Source organism: Marinobacter sp. JSM 1782161 (assembly GCF_011421605.1).
Lineage (GTDB): Bacteria > Pseudomonadota > Gammaproteobacteria > Pseudomonadales > Oleiphilaceae > Marinobacter_A > Marinobacter_A bohaiensis.
In genome coordinates, this window is the sequence record NZ_WSSA01000003.1 from 292,237 (window position 1) to 308,673 (window position 16,437).

15 protein-coding genes are annotated in these 16,437 nt (G+C 62.8%); 9 read left to right on the forward strand and 6 right to left on the reverse strand.

The annotated features are described in order from the left end of the window. The first annotated feature begins 314 nt into the window (after positions 1-314). From GQB00_RS14150 to GQB00_RS14170, 5 genes are all read left to right on the forward strand, one after another. Entirely contained in the window at positions 315-1,649 is a 1,335-nt protein-coding gene (locus GQB00_RS14150; RefSeq protein ID WP_207950798.1) for a substrate-binding domain-containing protein, read from the forward strand. A 257-nt stretch (positions 1,650-1,906) separates the two neighbouring features. Beyond that, a complete protein-coding gene (locus GQB00_RS14155; RefSeq protein WP_228276815.1) occupies positions 1,907-3,472 on the forward strand; it encodes a serine/threonine-protein kinase in 1,566 nt (521 codons plus the stop codon). Beyond that, positions 3,472-4,221: a PP2C family protein-serine/threonine phosphatase gene (locus GQB00_RS14160; RefSeq protein WP_165856812.1), complete on the forward strand. Its 750-nt coding sequence runs from the start codon at positions 3,472-3,474 to the stop codon at positions 4,219-4,221. Before GQB00_RS14155 ends, GQB00_RS14160 begins: the two co-directional genes overlap by 1 nt. A gap of 1 nt (position 4,222) precedes the next feature. Next, entirely contained in the window at positions 4,223-4,576 is a 354-nt protein-coding gene (locus GQB00_RS14165; protein ID WP_111497849.1) for an FHA domain-containing protein, read from the forward strand. Positions 4,577-4,905: 329 nt separating this feature from the next. Continuing rightward, a complete protein-coding gene (locus GQB00_RS14170; protein ID WP_111497850.1) occupies positions 4,906-5,067 on the forward strand; it encodes a PEP-CTERM sorting domain-containing protein in 162 nt (53 codons plus the stop codon). A 113-nt stretch (positions 5,068-5,180) separates the two neighbouring features. On the opposite strand, the gene GQB00_RS14175 is transcribed toward GQB00_RS14170, so the two are convergent. After that, positions 5,181-6,254, reverse strand: a complete 1,074-nt coding sequence (locus GQB00_RS14175) for a M48 family metallopeptidase (RefSeq protein WP_165856813.1) — start codon at positions 6,252-6,254, stop codon at positions 5,181-5,183. Continuing rightward, complete coding sequence (locus tag GQB00_RS14180) at positions 6,254-7,756, reverse strand: DUF898 family protein (RefSeq protein ID WP_165856814.1); 1,503 nt, start codon at positions 7,754-7,756, stop codon at positions 6,254-6,256. The genes GQB00_RS14175 and GQB00_RS14180 overlap by 1 nt, the downstream gene beginning before the upstream one ends. A gap of 300 nt (positions 7,757-8,056) precedes the next feature. Between GQB00_RS14180 and GQB00_RS14185 the strand changes: the two genes are divergently transcribed. The 3 genes from GQB00_RS14185 to GQB00_RS14195 all read left to right on the forward strand — a co-directional run bounded on the left by GQB00_RS14185 (position 8,057) and on the right by GQB00_RS14195 (position 11,569). Beyond that, positions 8,057-9,463, forward strand: a complete 1,407-nt coding sequence (locus GQB00_RS14185) for an SPFH domain-containing protein (protein ID WP_165856815.1) — start codon at positions 8,057-8,059, stop codon at positions 9,461-9,463. A 345-nt stretch (positions 9,464-9,808) separates the two neighbouring features. After that, the gene (locus tag GQB00_RS14190) at positions 9,809-10,804 is read left to right on the forward strand and encodes an aldo/keto reductase (protein ID WP_165856816.1); all 996 of its coding nucleotides are present in this window, start codon (positions 9,809-9,811) and stop codon (positions 10,802-10,804) included. A 156-nt stretch (positions 10,805-10,960) separates the two neighbouring features. Further along, positions 10,961-11,569, forward strand: a complete 609-nt coding sequence (locus tag GQB00_RS14195; RefSeq protein ID WP_323127290.1) for a lysozyme-like domain containing protein — start codon at positions 10,961-10,963, stop codon at positions 11,567-11,569. Between the two features lie 133 nt (positions 11,570-11,702). Here GQB00_RS14195 and GQB00_RS14200 read toward each other — a convergent pair whose 3' ends face one another. Together GQB00_RS14200 and GQB00_RS14205 are read right to left on the reverse strand one after the other, a co-directional pair. Then, positions 11,703-12,266 carry a CAP domain-containing protein gene (locus GQB00_RS14200; protein WP_228276816.1) on the reverse strand — a complete coding sequence of 188 codons (564 nt, stop codon included), beginning with the start codon at positions 12,264-12,266 and terminating at the stop codon, positions 11,703-11,705. Positions 12,267-12,641: 375 nt separating this feature from the next. After that, on the reverse strand, positions 12,642-13,217 hold the full coding sequence (locus GQB00_RS14205) for a porin family protein (protein WP_165856818.1): 576 nt from the start codon (positions 13,215-13,217) through the stop codon (positions 12,642-12,644). 271 nt (positions 13,218-13,488) lie between these two features. On the opposite strand from GQB00_RS14205, the gene thpR reads away from it, so the two are divergent. After that, positions 13,489-14,064 carry an RNA 2',3'-cyclic phosphodiesterase gene (thpR, locus tag GQB00_RS14210; protein ID WP_165856819.1) on the forward strand — a complete coding sequence of 192 codons (576 nt, stop codon included), beginning with the start codon at positions 13,489-13,491 and terminating at the stop codon, positions 14,062-14,064. Here the strand turns inward: thpR and GQB00_RS14215 are convergent. Both GQB00_RS14215 and GQB00_RS14220 read right to left on the reverse strand, forming a co-directional pair. Further along, entirely contained in the window at positions 14,039-15,661 is a 1,623-nt protein-coding gene (locus GQB00_RS14215) for a hypothetical protein (RefSeq protein ID WP_207950799.1), read from the reverse strand. The two genes, thpR and GQB00_RS14215, sit on opposite strands and share 26 nt — an antisense overlap. Before the next feature lie 76 nt (positions 15,662-15,737). Next, positions 15,738-16,406 carry an MgtC/SapB family protein gene (locus tag GQB00_RS14220; RefSeq protein WP_228160696.1) on the reverse strand — a complete coding sequence of 223 codons (669 nt, stop codon included), beginning with the start codon at positions 16,404-16,406 and terminating at the stop codon, positions 15,738-15,740. Positions 16,407-16,437 lie beyond the last annotated feature (31 nt).

Genomic DNA, 16,437 nt, shown 5'->3' on the forward strand with positions numbered 1-16,437 from the left:
CACCTTGGCGCGTCCATATGCCGCGCAAACCGTTCGGCGTACACATGTCAGCTAAACCCTAAAATAGCACTGTGGAATTGGCCCGAACAATCCCTTTATAGCATCTATTCATTATGGTAATCACCTTAATGCCCTGGCGGTTTAAAAGGCGCCGTCCAAGCGTACGCCTGTGTTCTTAAATTCGTGTGACACCCGCAACCCTGGCGGCTGATGCGCTCGCCGTGATTCTGATCATGACGGTTTCATTAAAATGTCACTCAAATGTCATCTTGCTGACATAGGATGCCGTGCTTTATCGATCTGGAGTGTCCTCTATGCAGACAGTATTCTCCGGCCCACTGGCCCGACTGATCGGCGGCGGGCTACTTGGCCTCCTGGCCGCGTGCGCCCACGCCAATGACCTGGAAATCCACGGCTCCAACACCATCGGCGCGGAGCTGGCTCCGGCCCTGGTCGCCGGCTACCTGAAAGAACGCAATGCCGCTTCGATCCGTATCCAGGAAACCCGTCGGGAGAACGAGAAAAGAGTGACCGCCAGCCTCTCGGGCAAGCCGTTCGAGGCCCGGATCGAGGCTCACGGTTCCAGCACCGGTTTCACGGGGCTCAACGGCGGTTCGGCGCAGATAGCCGCCGCCTCTCGCCCGGCCAAGGACAAAGAAGTGGCACTGCTCGCTTCCCGGGCGGATCTACGCAGCCCGCAGAGCGAGCATGTGGTGGCGATCGACGGCCTGGCGATCCTGGTCCATCCGGACAACGCCCTGTCGCAGCTCGACAAGACCACGCTGGCGCAGATCTTCGCCGGACAGATCAGCAACTGGCAGGTTCTGGGCGGCCCCGATCGGCCCATCCACGTCTATGCGCGGGACGACCGCTCAGGCACCTGGGACACGTTCCGCCATCTGGTACTGGGCAGTGATTACTCGCTGACCGACAGCGCGCGACGCTACGAATCCAACGACCAGCTGTCCGACGACGTCAGCCAGGACCCTGCCGGCATCGGGTTCGCCGGGCTGGCCTCGGTACGCGACAGCAAGGTCCTGGCGATTGCCGATGGCGGCTCGGCCGCCCTGCTCCCCTCACGGCTGAACGTGGCCACCGAGGATTACCCGCTGTCCCGCCGCCTGTTCATGTATTCCCTGGGCGCGGACGACACTCCGGTCACCGCCGACTTCCTCGACTTCGTGCAAAGCCGCAAGGGTCAGGAAATCGTGCAGCAGACCGGCTACATCTCCCAGAACATCCAGGCGGTCGAGGACGACCGGGGCGACAGCGTGCCGGCCACTCTCAACAGCCTCACCCGGGACTACCAGCGCCTGAGCGTCAACTTCCGCTTCGCCGAGGGGCGCACCAAGCTGGACAACAAGGCGCAACGGGACCTGGACCGGCTCAAGCGGTTCCTGCAGTCCCACCACGCCGACGGCCGCGACCTGATGCTGATCGGCTATGCCGACAAACAGTCCAACGAGCTGCGCGCCCAGATGATTTCCGAACTGCGGGCGCTGTCGGTCAAGAAAGCCTTGCGCAAGGAGCAGGACATCAACGTGGAGGCCTACACCGGCTACGGGCACTACGCGCCGGTCGGCAGCAGCGGCGGGGAAGCGGGTGCCAACCGCAACGGCCGCGTCGAGGTCTGGTTCCGCCAGCGCTGAAGCGGCCACGTGCCGGGTGCGGTTGCCGTCGCCGCCCCGGCCTTTTCGCCTGCCCATCAGGGCGCGTTCGAAAACAATCGCTTACAAAAATTCAAAAAGTTCCTATATGACCTGCCCGGGCCAGCCTCTAGACTCCGCGAAGGCGTTTTACATCTTTTCACGGAGTGCACGTCATTCGCTTTCTGTTTTCCCATATGTTCAGCTTGCGTTTGGTCGTGGTCGCGCTCGCTCTTTGGGTCGCCTTCAGCGCTGACCGGATGCCTCTGGTCCACACCATCGACCACGCCATTTTCAACGCCGTGTGGGACATTCCGGCCAACGCCGCCGAGACCGCCATTCCCGACAACGGCCCCGCCCTCACCGCCTTTATGGATCAGCACTCGTTGAACCGCCCTGCCTGGACGCCCTATCTGCAACTGGGGCTGACCGGAGGCGCGACCGCCCTGCTGGTCATGGGCATGCCGGGGCTGGGCACGGCGCTCACAACACTACTGGTCGCCCTGGCGGTGATCGCGCTGGCCGTCACCCAGGCGTCCCTGCTGCTGTACCGCCAGACGTGGCTGCCGCTGGGGGCGGTCAACGCCGTGCTTCTGCCCGGCTACCTGATCATGCTGTTCTGGATGCAGCCGTACCGCGAGATCCACACGCTCCAGCGCAACGTGCGGCAGGCGCGCCTGCAACTGGGCCGGCTGCTGCTTCAACAGGGAAAGCCGGAAGACGCCCTGGCCGCCCTGGCGCACTGTCCGCCCGGGCAGCGCACCCTGGCCCTGCAGTACGACATCGCCATCCAGCAGGAACGCAAGCGCCAGTATGAGGCTGCCGCGGCCACGTATCGCCAGATCATGGATCAGCGGCGCGGTTTCCGCGATGTCGCCAAGCGCCTGGAAACACTCGAGAAATTCAGCCAGACCACGACCGTCACCCCGACGGGAAGCGGCTATGACGTCACCAGCACCCTGGTGCTGCCCGACCAGGCCGTGAGCAAGCCCACGCTGGGCCGCTACGAAGTCGAACGGGAACTTGGCCGCGGCGCCATGGGCGTGGTGTACCTGGGTCAGGATCCCAAGATCGCCCGGCAGGTGGCAATCAAGACCTTCAGCTACGCACAGTTCGACGGCACCGAGCTGAAAGAGCTCAAGGACCGGTTCTTCCGCGAGGCCGAAGCCGCCGGACGCCTGAACCACCCGGCCATCGTCACGGTCTATGATGTAGGCGAGGAAGCGGACCTGGCATTTATCGCCATGGACTACGCCGAAGGCCGGCCGCTGAGCGTGTATGGCAAGGCCGGCCAACTGCTGCGCCTGCCGGTGGTACTGGAAGTACTGGCCCAGGTGGCCGAAGCGCTGGACTACGCCCACAGGCAGAAGATCGTCCATCGCGACATCAAGCCGGGCAACATCATCTACGACGCCAGGAGCGGAGACGTGAAAATCACCGACTTCGGCATCGCCAAGATTGCGGACGATTCCCGCACCAAGACGGGCAATGTCATGGGCAGCCCGCTCTATATGTCCCCCGAGCAGCTCAAGGGCCAGAAAGTCACCGGCCGATCGGACATCTACAGCCTGGGCGTGACCCTCTACCGGCTGGTCTCCGGCGCCACACCGTTCAACGCCGACACTCTGGCCAACCTGACCTACCAGATTCTCAACAAGCGCCCGCGCAGCGTGCGCGAATACAACGCGGATCTGCCCGACGGCGTGGTCCGGCTGATCAACAAAGCAATCCAGCGGGACCCGGCCAAGCGTTTCGCCAGTGCGGGCGCGATGGCCGATGCCCTGCGCCGGGCCGCTGTGCGTGAAGGCAGCAAGGAGGCTTCCTGATGACGCTCACCGCCACCGGAGTCACGGATATCGGCACCCGCCGCATCAGCAACCAGGACGCCATCGCCTGGCACGTCAGCCCCGACGGCAGCCGGGTGCTGGGCATCGTGGCGGACGGCATGGGCGGCTATAAAGGCGGTGAAATCGCCAGCCAGGTGGCGGTCAACGCCATCGTGCAGCGTCTCGCCCCGCTCGTCAGCCAGGGCCTGATCGGCGATGAGGCGCAGGTGGCGGCGGTACACGACGCCATTCGCGACGCCAACGAGCAGATCCAGGCCCTGCGTGAGGAGGACCCGGCGCTGGGCAACATGGGCACCACCGTCGTCGCCACCTGGGTCCAGGGAGACGACGCGCTGATCGCCCACATCGGCGACTCGCGCTGCTACCTGATCAGCAACGATACACTCAGCCGCCGCACCCGCGACGACACCGTGGTCCAGAACATGATTGACGACGGCAGCATCCGCGAGTCCGATGCGCCGAACATACCTTTTCGCAACGTCCTGACCCAGGCCCTGGGTTCTTCGGAGCAGCCTGCCCCCAGCCTGAGCCGGCTGAAGCTGGCCGCGGGCGAGCGCCTGCTGCTGTGCTCCGACGGTCTGCCCGAGGCGATTCCCGAAGCCGAATGGACCGGCCTGCTGGCGCGCCGGTCAACGGCCCGGGATCAGGTCCGCACCCTGATCGACACCAGCCTCGACAATGGGGCCAAGGACAATGTGTCCGTAGTAATGATTCTCAAGGAGTCCTGACATGGCAGCGCTTTCCCAATTGGTCGACAACCTGGTGGTGACGAACTTCGACCTGACCGGCTCCCGGGTGAACATCGGCCGGCACCCGAACAACGACATCCAGATCGACGAGATTTCCGTCAGCGGTCATCACGCGGTGGTCGATATCGAGTCCAACGCCTACCTGGAAGGCACCACCGACCACTACATCACCGACGCCAACAGCACCAACGGCACCTACGTTAACGACATCCGGATCGACAGCCGCCAGCGGCTCAACAACGGGGACGTGGTCCGCATCGGCTGGAACCTGTTCCGCTTTGTCGACGACGACGAAAACACGCTGGAAAAGACGGCCTTTATCCTGGAAGAGTGATGACGAGGGCGACAACCCGGCAGCGCTCAACGGGGCTTTAGCAGACCGGATACGGGCGGTTCGATTGCAACGCGCCACCGAAATCCGCCCGGGCTGACGACACTGGAAAGATTCCTGACGCCGATCGGCGCCCCCGCGGACACCCCATACGACCTAACCCTCTGATTGGAAAGACCCAGTAAAGCAAACAGAAATCGCTCTCAAGCGGCGCAGTCAGCTTGCTTTACAACCGCCGCGACGACGCCCGCCAACTCATTGATTTTGGCCATACCGATAATAGGCCCGCATTATGCACTGCATCCGATGGGACTACATCGAGGACCGATATCATGGCTAAGCTCTACGTTCTTGCGGTAACACTGCTGGCTTCAGGAAGTGCACTGGCAACCCGTTACGAGGATCCCGTGGTCAGCGTACCGGAGCCCAGCACACTGGGCCTGATGGCCACCGCCGGTGTTGCCATCTATCTGATCAACCGTTTCAAGAAGTGAAAGCGCTGAAATAATCGAAGGGATTTTCGTCGGACACCGGGCCGCCCGCCGGCTGCCAGGAAGCCATGCCGAAGCGACATCAGTCAATCGGTGTCCGACGAACAGATAACAAATTACCGGCTTGCCTCGCGGAATCGCTCCAGACGCTCGTCGGTGAGCGGGTGGGACGACACCAGCGCGCCCAGTTGGCCCAGCCACCCCTCGGATTCCTCCTCGTGGCTGCCCTGTTCACCCGTCTCGTCAGAGCCTGGCTCCCCGCCACCATGGGCGGATTCCATGCGCTGCATCACGATCACGAAATAGTTGGGATCCAGGCCCCGCGCCTGCATGGTGTCCAGGGCGAACTGGTCCGCTTCGCGCTCCATGTCCCGGGAATAGGCCAGGTTGAGCAACACGGCCGGGCCGGCCACCGTCGAATCCGCGAAGGACGACAGGTCACCGGTCATCATGACGATCAGCCAAGCCGTCAGCGACGAGTGCACCAGCCCCTCCATGCCGTGGTTGTGAGCCACGTGCCCCAGTTCATGGGCCAGCACGGCAACAAGCTCGCGATCGTCTTCGGCCAGGTTCACCAACTGATCCGTGAACACCACCGTGCCGTCGGGCAGCGCCATGGCGTTGGGACCGATGCCCTCGGCGTCACGGAACAGCACGGTGACCGGGCGTCCGGCCACATCGAGGTAGGGCGAGAACGTTGACTGCAACGCCGCCTGGCGTTCGGCCGACAGGGTGGACGGGGCCATCCAGGTGGCGTCGAGCGCCTGCAGCGTGCTGGTACTGGCCTGCTCCACCACCGACTCGGGCATCCAGCCGGCCACCACCCGGGAGGTCCAGGGCAGGCCGTAGAGGAAGGTTCCCAGCGTCACCAGGACCGTCACTACGGCGGCCACCAGGATCAGCCCCAGATGGTTCTCCAGGCGATGCACCCAGCGTGCGACCAGGCCTGAGCGGAACTGGCGCGACAGGGCATCGACGCCGTCGTTGTCGGACGTCTCGAACACGCCGTCTTCGGGCAGGTGCAGGTAACGCGGGGTGTTGCCGACCCGCGGCGACACCTGGACCGCGGCCCAGTCCAGGGACCGGGCCTCGTCATCCAGTTCGAGTGTGAGGGCGCCCTCCTCCAGGCGCAGGCGAGCGGATCGCCGGCGGGAGGTGGCACCACTGTAGAAATCGCCTTCGAGGATCATCAGAACGCGGCGATGCCCACGTCGAAGGCGTCACCCAGTTCCTGACCCAGGGCACTGGTGCGCTTGCCTTCGGCGGCCACGAAGCCATCCAGGTCACCGGCCACCACCATTTCCGTGCAGGCCGCGCGATAGCGGGCCATACGCACCTGCGCCCAGGGCGTGCCCAGGCCCAGGGTCAGCAGCACCAGCAGACTGTTGCTGAAGTAGATCCACACCAGCTGCTTGGGCTCCAGGGCGGAATGGAAACTGTGGGACTTGAGCGTCGAGCTGTTGAGGAAGAGGTTCGCCAGGCCCGCCTTGAAGTAGCCGAACACCGCCAGATAGCCCACCATCGCCACCAGCATCCCGAGCATCGGGTGGATCAGCGAACTGGCCACCATGGAGCCGACGCCGAAGCCGATACCGATCAGCAGCCCCTTGCCGAAGAAACCGTAGTATTCGCCGTTGGTGTTCTCGAAATCGAACGCACTGGTGCCGTAGCGCATGCCGGTGGCGATAAAGCGATGATTCTTGAGCGTCGCGAACGGGGTCAGCAACAGCAGGGTCAACAGGTTCAGGAAGGGCCACACCACCATCACCATCAAGGCATCGGCGTAGCTCGCCTGGAAGTCAAAGCGCACGTTGCGGTAAGCGCTGTTCACCGCGCGGAAGCGCAGGGAGCGGATAATGATCCAGGGCATGGCAAAGATAAAGCAGATACCCAGCACGATCCCGGCCAGCGGAAACATCTCCGACACGAAGCCGTACAGGACAAACGCGAAGAAGGCGATCAGCCGCCCCTTGAGGATGGTGATGGGCTCGGCCAAGTACTGGAAGCTGGCGTTATCCAGCCGGGTGTTGCCGTAAAAGTACTGATTATTGCGCACCGTCGCCCAGGCAGAGTAGATCCCCAGGGTGACGATGGTCAGCAGGATGTTGACGATCCAGATGCCAAAATATTCCTTGCCGTTGCCGACGAACTCGAAACGTGCCTCGCGGAAATCTTCCGGTTCCGGCTCCTTGCGGATGGGGCGCTTGATGGGCGTTGAGCCCACGGGCCTGGCCTCGAAACGGGCCGGACCGCCCGCCTCGGAGGCTTCCCCAGCCGTCGGTTGTTCGTCCGCCATGGACAGGGCGGCGGCCTGCGGCGCCTGAGCATCGCCTTCGCTTTCCGCAGATTCCGGGTCTTCGCCCTCGATGGGCACCATGGACAACTCCGCTGCCGAGGTGGCGTGGCGCGGCGGTTGCGCAGGCTTCGGTGTCGACGGCGCAACGGCGGCTTCGGCGTCCGGCATGGGCTCGATGAACACCAGGGCGCCGGCCTTTTTCAGTTGCTCGCGATAGTGTTCCGCCTGGGCCTCGGAGAGATCTTTCTTGAGGTAGCGTGCGGTGCCGTCGAACAGTCGCTCGATGCGCTCGTCCGGCGCCTTGAAGATAGCCTGCAGGTTCTTCCTGACCTGCGCGGACGAAACCCCTTCGACAACCTGACCGTCAAATCGGATGCGGTAGCGTGCGGATGGCATAAATCACCTTGATCCTGATCCCTGAAAACGTGCGCGAGGAGGTGCACACGACAACGTCGGCTTCCCTGCTTTCCAAACCTTTTTGCAACGACGCCTATCGCGGAAGTTAACAGAAATTCATCTGATATCTGTGACGTTTGGAAACAACGGTGTGAAATTATTTAAAATCTGAATCTTTTGTGATCAACTCCCGACAATTCCCGGTTCCAGGGCTGAAAACCTGTCGATTTATATGGCGCAAAATCGCAAAGCTGTGTATTTTTGCGCGCTTCACGGAAGACGCATCACAGGAATATCGACATGGATCAAGCAGTCAAAAGCCGGCTGTCGTCGGCCTCCGGTTCGCTGTTGGCGAACCTGAAAAAGTACTCCGCCGGTATTGCCGGCGGCATCGTGGCCATCGTTCTGGCCATGTCCTCGTTTTTCACCACCGAACTGGGCTATACCTACGTCGTGCAGGACACCCTGTTCGGCACCATCCGCGTGTTCAGCGAGCCGGGCGTGCACTTCAAGGTGCCCTTGTTTTCCAACGTCTACACCTACAACCAGGCGATGACGCTGAACTTCGGCAACCAGGAAAACGGCGAGGTCATCAAGGCCACGCGTCAGCTCAACGAGGTGGAAGTCCAGTTTGCCGACACCTACACCGCGCGCATCCCGGCCACCTTCCGCTTCAAGCTCTCGGCCGACCCGAAGCGGATCGTCGCCATGCACCGGGAATTCCGCAGCTACGACAACCTGATTGATTCCCTGCTGCTCAAGAACGCCAAGAACGTCACGGTGGTGACCGCCACCCAGTACACCGGCGAAGAGTTCTTCCAGGGCGGGCTGAACAAGTTCAAGGTGCAGTTGGAAGACCAGCTGCAGAACGGCCTCTACCAGACCGAACGCCGCCAGGTGGAAGTCGAGCAGACCGACCTGGCGGCGGTATCGTCGGAGAATTCGGACGCCGACCGGCTGGAGCACAAGAACCAGCTGGTCTGGAAGAACATCATCCTCCAGGACGATGCCGGGCAGGCGAAGCGACTGGCCAATCCGCTGGAGGCCTATGGCATCCAGGTGCGCCAGGTCACCATTGGCCGACCGATTCCGGAACACCGCCTGGACGAGCTGCTGGTCAAGAAGAAGGACCTGGTCGCCAAACGCATCACCGCCATCCAGGCCCAGGAAACTGCCCGCGCCGAAGCCAAGACCGCCCAGCTGGAGAAGGAAATCGTGAAGGCCCGGGCCATCCAGGACGCCCAGCGCGCCAAGGAGCTGGCCATCATTTCCAAGCAGAAGGAAGTGGAAATGGAGCGTCAGCAGGCGGAACTGGAGCGCGTGCGTAAGGAGAAGGAAAAGGCCGTCGCGCTGCTGCAGAAAGAGAAGGAACTGGACGTGGCCACAGCGGAACGCAACATCCAGAAAGCCAACGCCGAAGCCGCCAAATTCGCCGCCCAGGCCATCCGCGAGAAAGGCCTGGCCGAGGCGGAAGTGGCCAAGGCGAACCTGCTGGCCAAACAGGCCGCGCGCGACATCTACCTGGCGGAAATCCAGCGCGACATCGCCCAGGTGATGTACCCGGCGCTGAAAGACACCCAGATCAACATGCCCGAATACTACGTCGGAGACGGCAGTGCCACACCAGTCTCCAGTCTCGACGTGTTCACCAGCCTTGGTGCCATGGATCACCTGCGCAAGTCCATGGACCCGCCCCGCCAGAACTGATGCCCCTGCCCCGCCGCTGCGCGGGGCACTCTCCCGCCTCTCTTGTTACCGGCCTGATTGCCTGTGCCTGATTGCCCCTTTCTGATCGTCCCTTGCTGACGGCCTCTATCCGATCGCCAGCGCGCCTGTCTGTCCGGATCGTCACATCCGGGGCATTGAACCGGGCGTATGCTGTCCCCAGAGCGTTTATAGGCCAACGGCGATCCGGTTAAGCCCGTAAGCTATGCTGGTGTCTGGCCACCCGATTCAAGCCTCGCTCGATACCGGACGCTGTTTTCAAACACGACTTCCCATGAGAACACCGCAGCCTCAACCAAACACCACGCCTCAACAACAGGAGGAGCCATGAAAACCAGGACGTTAGGCAGTACCGACATCGAAGTCACTCCGATAGGTCTGGGCACCTGGGCCATCGGCGGCTGGATGTGGGGCGGCACCGATGAAAAGGCCTCCATCGACACGATTCATGCGGCCATCGACAAGGGCATCAACCTGATCGACACCGCACCGGTCTACGGCTTTGGCCGTTCCGAGGAAATCGTCGGCAAGGCGCTCGCCGGCGGTCGGCGCGACCAGGTGGTACTGGCGACCAAGGTGGCCCTGAACTGGGATGAGGACGCCGGCAAGATCTGGCGTGACGCCAGTGCCAAACGCATCCAGCAGGAAGTGGAAGACTCGCTGCGCCGCCTGCAGACCGATCACATCGATCTCTACCAGGTGCACTGGCCCGACCCGGCCACGCCGGTGGAGGAAACCGCCCAGGCCCTGGAAAAACTGCTGCGGGACGGCAAGATCCGCTCGATCGGGGTCAGTAACTTCTCGCCGGACCAGATGGACGCGTTCCGTGAGTTCGCCCCGCTGCACAGCGACCAGCCACCCTACAACCTGTTCGAGCGGGAGGTTGAATCCGACATCCTGCCCTACTGTCGCGACAACGACATCGCCACCGTCACCTATGGCGGCCTGTGTCGCGGCCTGCTGAGCGGCAAGATGAACCCGAATTCCGAGTTCGAGGGCGACGACCTGCGCAACAAGGATCCCAAGTTCCAGGGCGAGCGTTTTACCCAGTACCTCAACGCCGTCAGCGCGCTGGACGCCTACGCCCGCGATCACTTCGGCAAGGACGTGCTGGCCCTGGCGCTGCGCTGGCTGATTGATCAACCGGGCGTCACCACGGCCCTGTGGGGCGCACGGCGGCCGGATCAGCTGGACCCTGTGACCAATGTGGAAGGCTGGTCCCTGGCCAAGGAAGACATGCAGGCCATCGACGCCATCCTCAGCGAGCACATCACCGACCCGGTAGGTCCCGAGTTCATGGCACCGCCCAGTCGGGAGGGCTGACGGTCACACGTTGTCCGGTCACACGTTGTCGCCCGCTTCCGCCATGGCGGAGGCGGGTTATACTGGCCGCATCCCCAAGTCCCGGAGAACACCATCCCGTCCCGACGTCGCTCCATCCTGCGTATCGCTGCCGAATCAGCCGTACCGCTGGTCCTGGTGGCCGGACTGTCCTGGCTGATCGGTGGCTACCGGGTACTGGTGCCCTCGCCACCGACCAATCCGGACAACCTCTGCGACGTGTTCGAGCAGCACCCGCAATGGTACGACTACGCCGCCGCCTCAGAGGAACGCTGGGGCACGCCCATCGCCACCCAGATGGCCTTCGTGCGCCAGGAGTCCGCCTTCCAGAGCCACATCCGACCGCCCCGTACGCATCTTTTCGGGGTGATCCCCTGGGCCCGTCCATCGACGGCGTTCGGTTACGCGCAGGCCGTGGATCCCACCTGGGAGGAATACATGGCCGACGCCGGCAGCCTGTTCGCCGAGCGTTCGCAGATGAAGCACGCCCTGGATTTCATCGGTTGGTACAACGCCCGGGTCCGGCGCCAACTGGGCCTGTCCCTGGACAACACCCGCGACCTGTACCTGGCCTATCACGAAGGCCCCACCGGCTTTGCGCGCCAGAGTTACCGCCAGCGGCCCTGGGTGCAGCGGGTCGCCAACCGGGTAACGGCTCACGCGAACACCTACAGCGGCCAACTGCAGCACTGCGAAACGGCCTTGCGATGCCGTCATTTCTATTCGATCCGACCGTTCTGCGAGTAGCACGGGCGCGTGACAGGTCGCCGTGTGGATCGAGAAGAGAATGATTGATCGGCGGGAAGATCGGGGAGGCGGCGAGATGGGAAGGTGCGAGCTGAAAAGAGAATCGACGGGGTCCGTCCCGTCCGGAATCCGTTCAACGCGGATGCGCAAAAACCTGCGTCCAGTAATTGGCGTAATCGGTGCCATCGCCGGCTACTCGTGCGGTACCGAACTCGCTGAAGCTGTCCCGCATGATGTTGGCGCAGTGCCCGGGGCTGTCCAGCCAACCGGCCATGACGGCGGACGGCGAGCTGTACCCGGCCGCGATGTTCTCACCCACGATGCTCCACGGATAACCCGTGGCAGTGACCCGGTCGCCGACGGACAGGCCGTCCGACCCGGTATGACTGAAGAAGTTATAGGTGGCCATATCACTGCTGTGTGCCTGGGCCGCTTCCTCCAGGGTGCAACTGTAGGTCAGCGGTGCGGCTGCGGCGTAATGGGTATCACCGCACATGCGTGCCTCTGAGCGCGCCGCATTGACCAATTCCAGCAGATCCGCCTGGTACGTCTCCACTTCACAGCCGGACAGTGTCGTGGTGCTTCCCGTGGACGACGATGACCCCGCCGATGACTCGCTGGCCGAGACGGCCGTGCCGGAATCGCTGCCGCCGGAACCGCCCCCGCCGCACGCTGTCAGCGCGACCGCCCCAAACAAGACAAATGTTATTTTTGAGCCACGATTCATAGCCACCTCCTATTAGATTCAGGCGCTAACTATACCTGCAATTTCGGCGGCTGCACGTAGGTAATTCGCGAAATAACAACAAGTTACGAAACTTTACAGCGGAAAGAAAAGGCGAGATAAAACAAAGACCTGTTTATTTATCGAACACTTTTTTGTTGAAAACACGGCCGTGCGGACGTCGAACGGTCATCGTCGAATAGTCATAAATGCGGACATCGCATAGCCATAAAAAAAGTGCCGGACAGACAAACCATCCGGCACTTCTCCGACCGTCACTCACAAGCGCTATCCTGGCGTTGATGACTGAGTGCGGTCTTCCCTTCCTGAATCAGCTCACACGGTGCATCAGAACATGTAGCTCAAACCCACCCGGGCCGTATCGAACTCGGGCCCATCGTTGGTGACCTGACCGTTGAAATCGTCTTCATCCACTTCGACGTTATACCGGTCGTATTCAGCGAACGCGGTCAGACTCTGGGTGACACGGAAATCGACACCCGCACCCACGAAGGGACTGACCTCGTCATAGGTCTCGCTGTCGTCAAAGGCGTCCACATCGTAGGAGTAGACAAAGGCACCGGCCTTACCGTAAATGCCAAAGCTCTCGGTAAGCGGCAGGCGACCCTTGGCGGACAGGGCCAGACCTTTCAGGTCGCTGTTGACGTCATCGTCCTCGCCGAATTCACCGAAATCGAGGTAATCGCCTTCCAGGGCGAAGTACCGGTTGAACTGGTAGCCGACGGTACCGGCAAACAGGTCATTTTCGTCTTCGAACTCACCACCGTGGGATTTGAACCCGCCGTAACTACCGCCAATGTACAAACCAGATTCGTCACGCTTGTCCTGCGCCAAGACCGCCGGTGCGGTGAATACGGCAGCGCCCAGGAGCGTGATGCAAGCAAGATTTGTCTTGTAGTTCATAACGTAAGAGTCCCCGTTGGTTACTTCTTTTGGGTTACCCGGACGATGACGGGTCAGCGATCTCCCGTGGCGCCCGAAACACCCAATCACCCTAACGGAACTTTTCAGGAAACGGGGTTAACCTGGGAATACGTTTTATTAATCAATTAGTTATATTACGAGCTTTTCACCCGCGCAGACCCTGTGAGCCGGGCCTCCGGCCACTTTCACCGGGTCCGCCGAATTACGGCTAAACTGTGAGGGTCTGGACTGGAAAATAATGGAGAACGACATGCTCCGCCTGTTTGTCGGCCTGGAACTTCCGGACGCCATCAAGCACTCGCTGGTCGCAATCAGGAGCAACCTCAAGGGCGCACGCTGGCAGACCACGGATCAACTGCACCTGACCCTGTGTTTTATTGGCAACCTGGACGACGATCACCTGCCGGCGATCTACGATGCGCTGCACGGACTGACGGTGACGCCCTTCAACTTGACCGTCGAAGGCATCGGCCTGTTCGGGTCGAGTCAGCACCCCAAGAATCTGTGGGTCGGCGTACGCGAGGAGGCGGCGGTGGCGACACTCCATGACGAACTGCACCGGCGCCTGGCACCGCTGGACATTGAGCCGCAGGGCCGCGCCTACCACCCGCACATCACCCTGGCCCGTTTTCGGGGTCGGCGGACCCGTCAGTACGCTGCCCGACAGGACAAACGCGAACCGCCATCCGGCCTGCGCGAGTTACTGCAACAGCACCAAGGCCTGAGCCTGCCGCCGTTCGGGGTGGACCACGTCAGCCTGTTCAGCAGCACACGAAGACCGGAAGGCTCGCACTATCAGGTCATCGGGCGCTTTCCGGCGGACTGAGAGCGCTGACCCGGACGCTCCCTGAATAATGGACGTGCAGGAAGGACCTCAGAGCGTCCATGCCGGCGCCCGCCTGCCCGGCCTGCGGCCAGGTGCCGCGCCGGAATCCAGGCAGGACCGTATCCGCATCCTCGTCCAGAAACGGCTGCAGCAGCTCGGGCCGGCGACTGATCACATGCACCGGCACATCCCGGCTGGCGCCGTCGCCGGTCACCAGCGGCGCCGGCTGGTGGTCTCCCAGCAGGATCAGCAGATCGTTGTCCTGCAGATAGCGGGTGGCGTAGTCCGTGGCCACGGCCAGCGAGTAATCCAGAGCCCGCGCATAGTGCTGACGCACCCGCTCCGGGTCCTGCCACAGGCTTGACGGCGCCTCCCCGGCTCCCTGCCAGGGTTCGAACACGCGGCCGGCACCGATGGTCCGCCAGTCGTCCAGCACCGGCAGGATCGGTACCCAGGGCGCATGGCTGCTGATCAGCGCCAGCTCGGCAAACACCGGCGTCGCGCCGGGCTGCCGGACACGGCGTTCGAAGAACGACCAGGTGTACTGGTCCGGCATGGTGACCCAGTTCAGCGGCGGCCCCTCGTACCCCATACTGTCGGCGTCGTAGATTCGGTTGTAGCGCAGCCGTTCACCTTCCGGCCAGGCACGGGTAATCGCCGGCATCACCGCCACCGTGTCGTGGCCGGTGTGGCGAAAGTCGTCGATCAGGGTCGGGTAACCGCTGGCCAGCAGAATGTCGTAGTCCAGTTGGCTGTCCACCCACAGGCCGCTGAGCAAGGTGGCGTGGGCCAACCAGGACTCTCCGCCCTGCACCGGCGAGCGCAGGCGGCCGCTGACCACCGCCAGGCCGGCCTGCTCCAGCGCCTGCGCCATGCTATCCAGACGAGGCCCGATACGTTCCCGATAGCGGGGATCATTGAGCGCCGCCATACCGTAGGATTCGACGAAGCCGAGCATCACGTTGCTGGAAGCCAGGGCGCCCAGCGGCTTGGCACCATCCGTGCCCATCGGCGCCGACAGCCGCTGCTCGAACGCCCGGCTGGCCTGCCGGGTTTCCAGCGCCAACGACCACTGCTCCGCCAGCAGCCCAGCGCCACTAATAACGACCGGCGACTGACGCACAGGCACCAGCAGAACACTCAACAGGCCGACACCCAACAGCCCCCAGGCCAACGGCGGCGCTACCCGGGGTCGCTGCAGGCGCATTAACAGCGTCCTTACCAACCAGGTCACACCGACAAACCAGAGCAGCAGAACCAGGACCGCAACCAACGCCGCCGCCCCGCCCAGGTTCGCCGCCACCAGCTCCAGCCCCTTGCCGGCCAGCCCACCATCCAATATCAGGTTGAGCGACCGCCCCAGCGCCTGGTGGATCGCCAGGTCCGCCAGCGCCAGCAGGCTCATCAGGGCGTACCCGGCGCCCAGCAGCCAGGCCAACAGCAGGCTGAAGCGGGAGGCAGGCAGCAGGTTGAACAGCCCGGCCAGCAGCAGGGTCTCAACCGCCAGCCAGGGCAACACCGCAGCACCAGGCCACTGCAGTAACACGAAGCAGGCATTGAGTAGCAACAGAGGGATCAGGAGCGGGATCGGCGGCATGAATGACGTCCGTAATGTGGGTTTCTTCTGATTCCTACGTCCATGACACCCAAAAGGACGCCTCGCTCCGGTTGCATCAGCCCAGCATGGGTGCAATCCGGAACTCGATCACCGCCTCCGTGATTTCCAGGGTCTCGGCCAGACGGGCCGCGCTGCTGTCGTCGGTCGAGCACAGCACCATCTTGTGCCGGCGCACCTGGCGCTCGGCGTGGACCCGGTAGCTGAAGTGGGCGATGCTGAAGCCGTGGCGCTCGATCAGGTCACGCACGAACTGCTCGTTCATGTCCGCCGAGGGGGTGAGCTGCACATCGAAATGATAGAACCCCTGGGTGGGCACCTTACTCTCGACCCAGCGGAACAGGGCCAGCACCACCACGACGATCAGCAACGACACTGTCAGCGGCAGGTAGAAGCCAACGCCTGCGAGAATACCGATAGCCGCCGTCACCCAGATCGACGCCGCCGTAGTGAGACCGCGCACGGTCAGGCCTTCCTTGACGATCACCCCCGCCCCGAGGAAACCGATGCCGGTCATGATGCCCTGGGCCATCCGGGTCGGGTCCAGCCGGACGTTCGCCATGGTCTCCGGGATCCAGTGGGACTCGTAGACCGTGACCAGCATCAGCAGACTGGACGCCAGGCACACCAGCGAGTGGGTGCGAAAGCCCGCGGGACGACCGTGGAACGAACGCTCGTAGCCGATGATTGCCCCGGCGCCCAATGCGGCAAGCAGCCGCCATGTCATTTCCAGCTCGTCGCCGCTCAATCCGGATGCT

Coding starts and splice junctions, on each gene's coding strand:
- GQB00_RS14190 (WP_165856816.1), top strand. CDS start 9,809: ATGAAAACCAGGACGTTAGGCAGTACCGACATCGAAGTCACTCCGATA.
- GQB00_RS14180 (WP_165856814.1), bottom strand. CDS start 7,756: ATGCCATCCGCACGCTACCGCATCCGATTTGACGGTCAGGTTGTCGAA.
- GQB00_RS14160 (WP_165856812.1), top strand. CDS start 3,472: ATGACGCTCACCGCCACCGGAGTCACGGATATCGGCACCCGCCGCATC.
- GQB00_RS14215 (WP_207950799.1), bottom strand. CDS start 15,661: ATGCCGCCGATCCCGCTCCTGATCCCTCTGTTGCTACTCAATGCCTGC.
- GQB00_RS14185 (WP_165856815.1), top strand. CDS start 8,057: ATGGATCAAGCAGTCAAAAGCCGGCTGTCGTCGGCCTCCGGTTCGCTG.
- GQB00_RS14205 (WP_165856818.1), bottom strand. CDS start 13,217: ATGAACTACAAGACAAATCTTGCTTGCATCACGCTCCTGGGCGCTGCC.
- GQB00_RS14165 (WP_111497849.1), top strand. CDS start 4,223: ATGGCAGCGCTTTCCCAATTGGTCGACAACCTGGTGGTGACGAACTTC.
- GQB00_RS14175 (WP_165856813.1), bottom strand. CDS start 6,254: ATGATCCTCGAAGGCGATTTCTACAGTGGTGCCACCTCCCGCCGGCGA.
- GQB00_RS14155 (WP_228276815.1), top strand. CDS start 1,907: ATGCCTCTGGTCCACACCATCGACCACGCCATTTTCAACGCCGTGTGG.
- GQB00_RS14220 (WP_228160696.1), bottom strand. CDS start 16,406: ATGACATGGCGGCTGCTTGCCGCATTGGGCGCCGGGGCAATCATCGGC.
- GQB00_RS14150 (WP_207950798.1), top strand. CDS start 315: ATGCAGACAGTATTCTCCGGCCCACTGGCCCGACTGATCGGCGGCGGG.
- GQB00_RS14170 (WP_111497850.1), top strand. CDS start 4,906: ATGGCTAAGCTCTACGTTCTTGCGGTAACACTGCTGGCTTCAGGAAGT.
- thpR (WP_165856819.1), top strand. CDS start 13,489: ATGCTCCGCCTGTTTGTCGGCCTGGAACTTCCGGACGCCATCAAGCAC.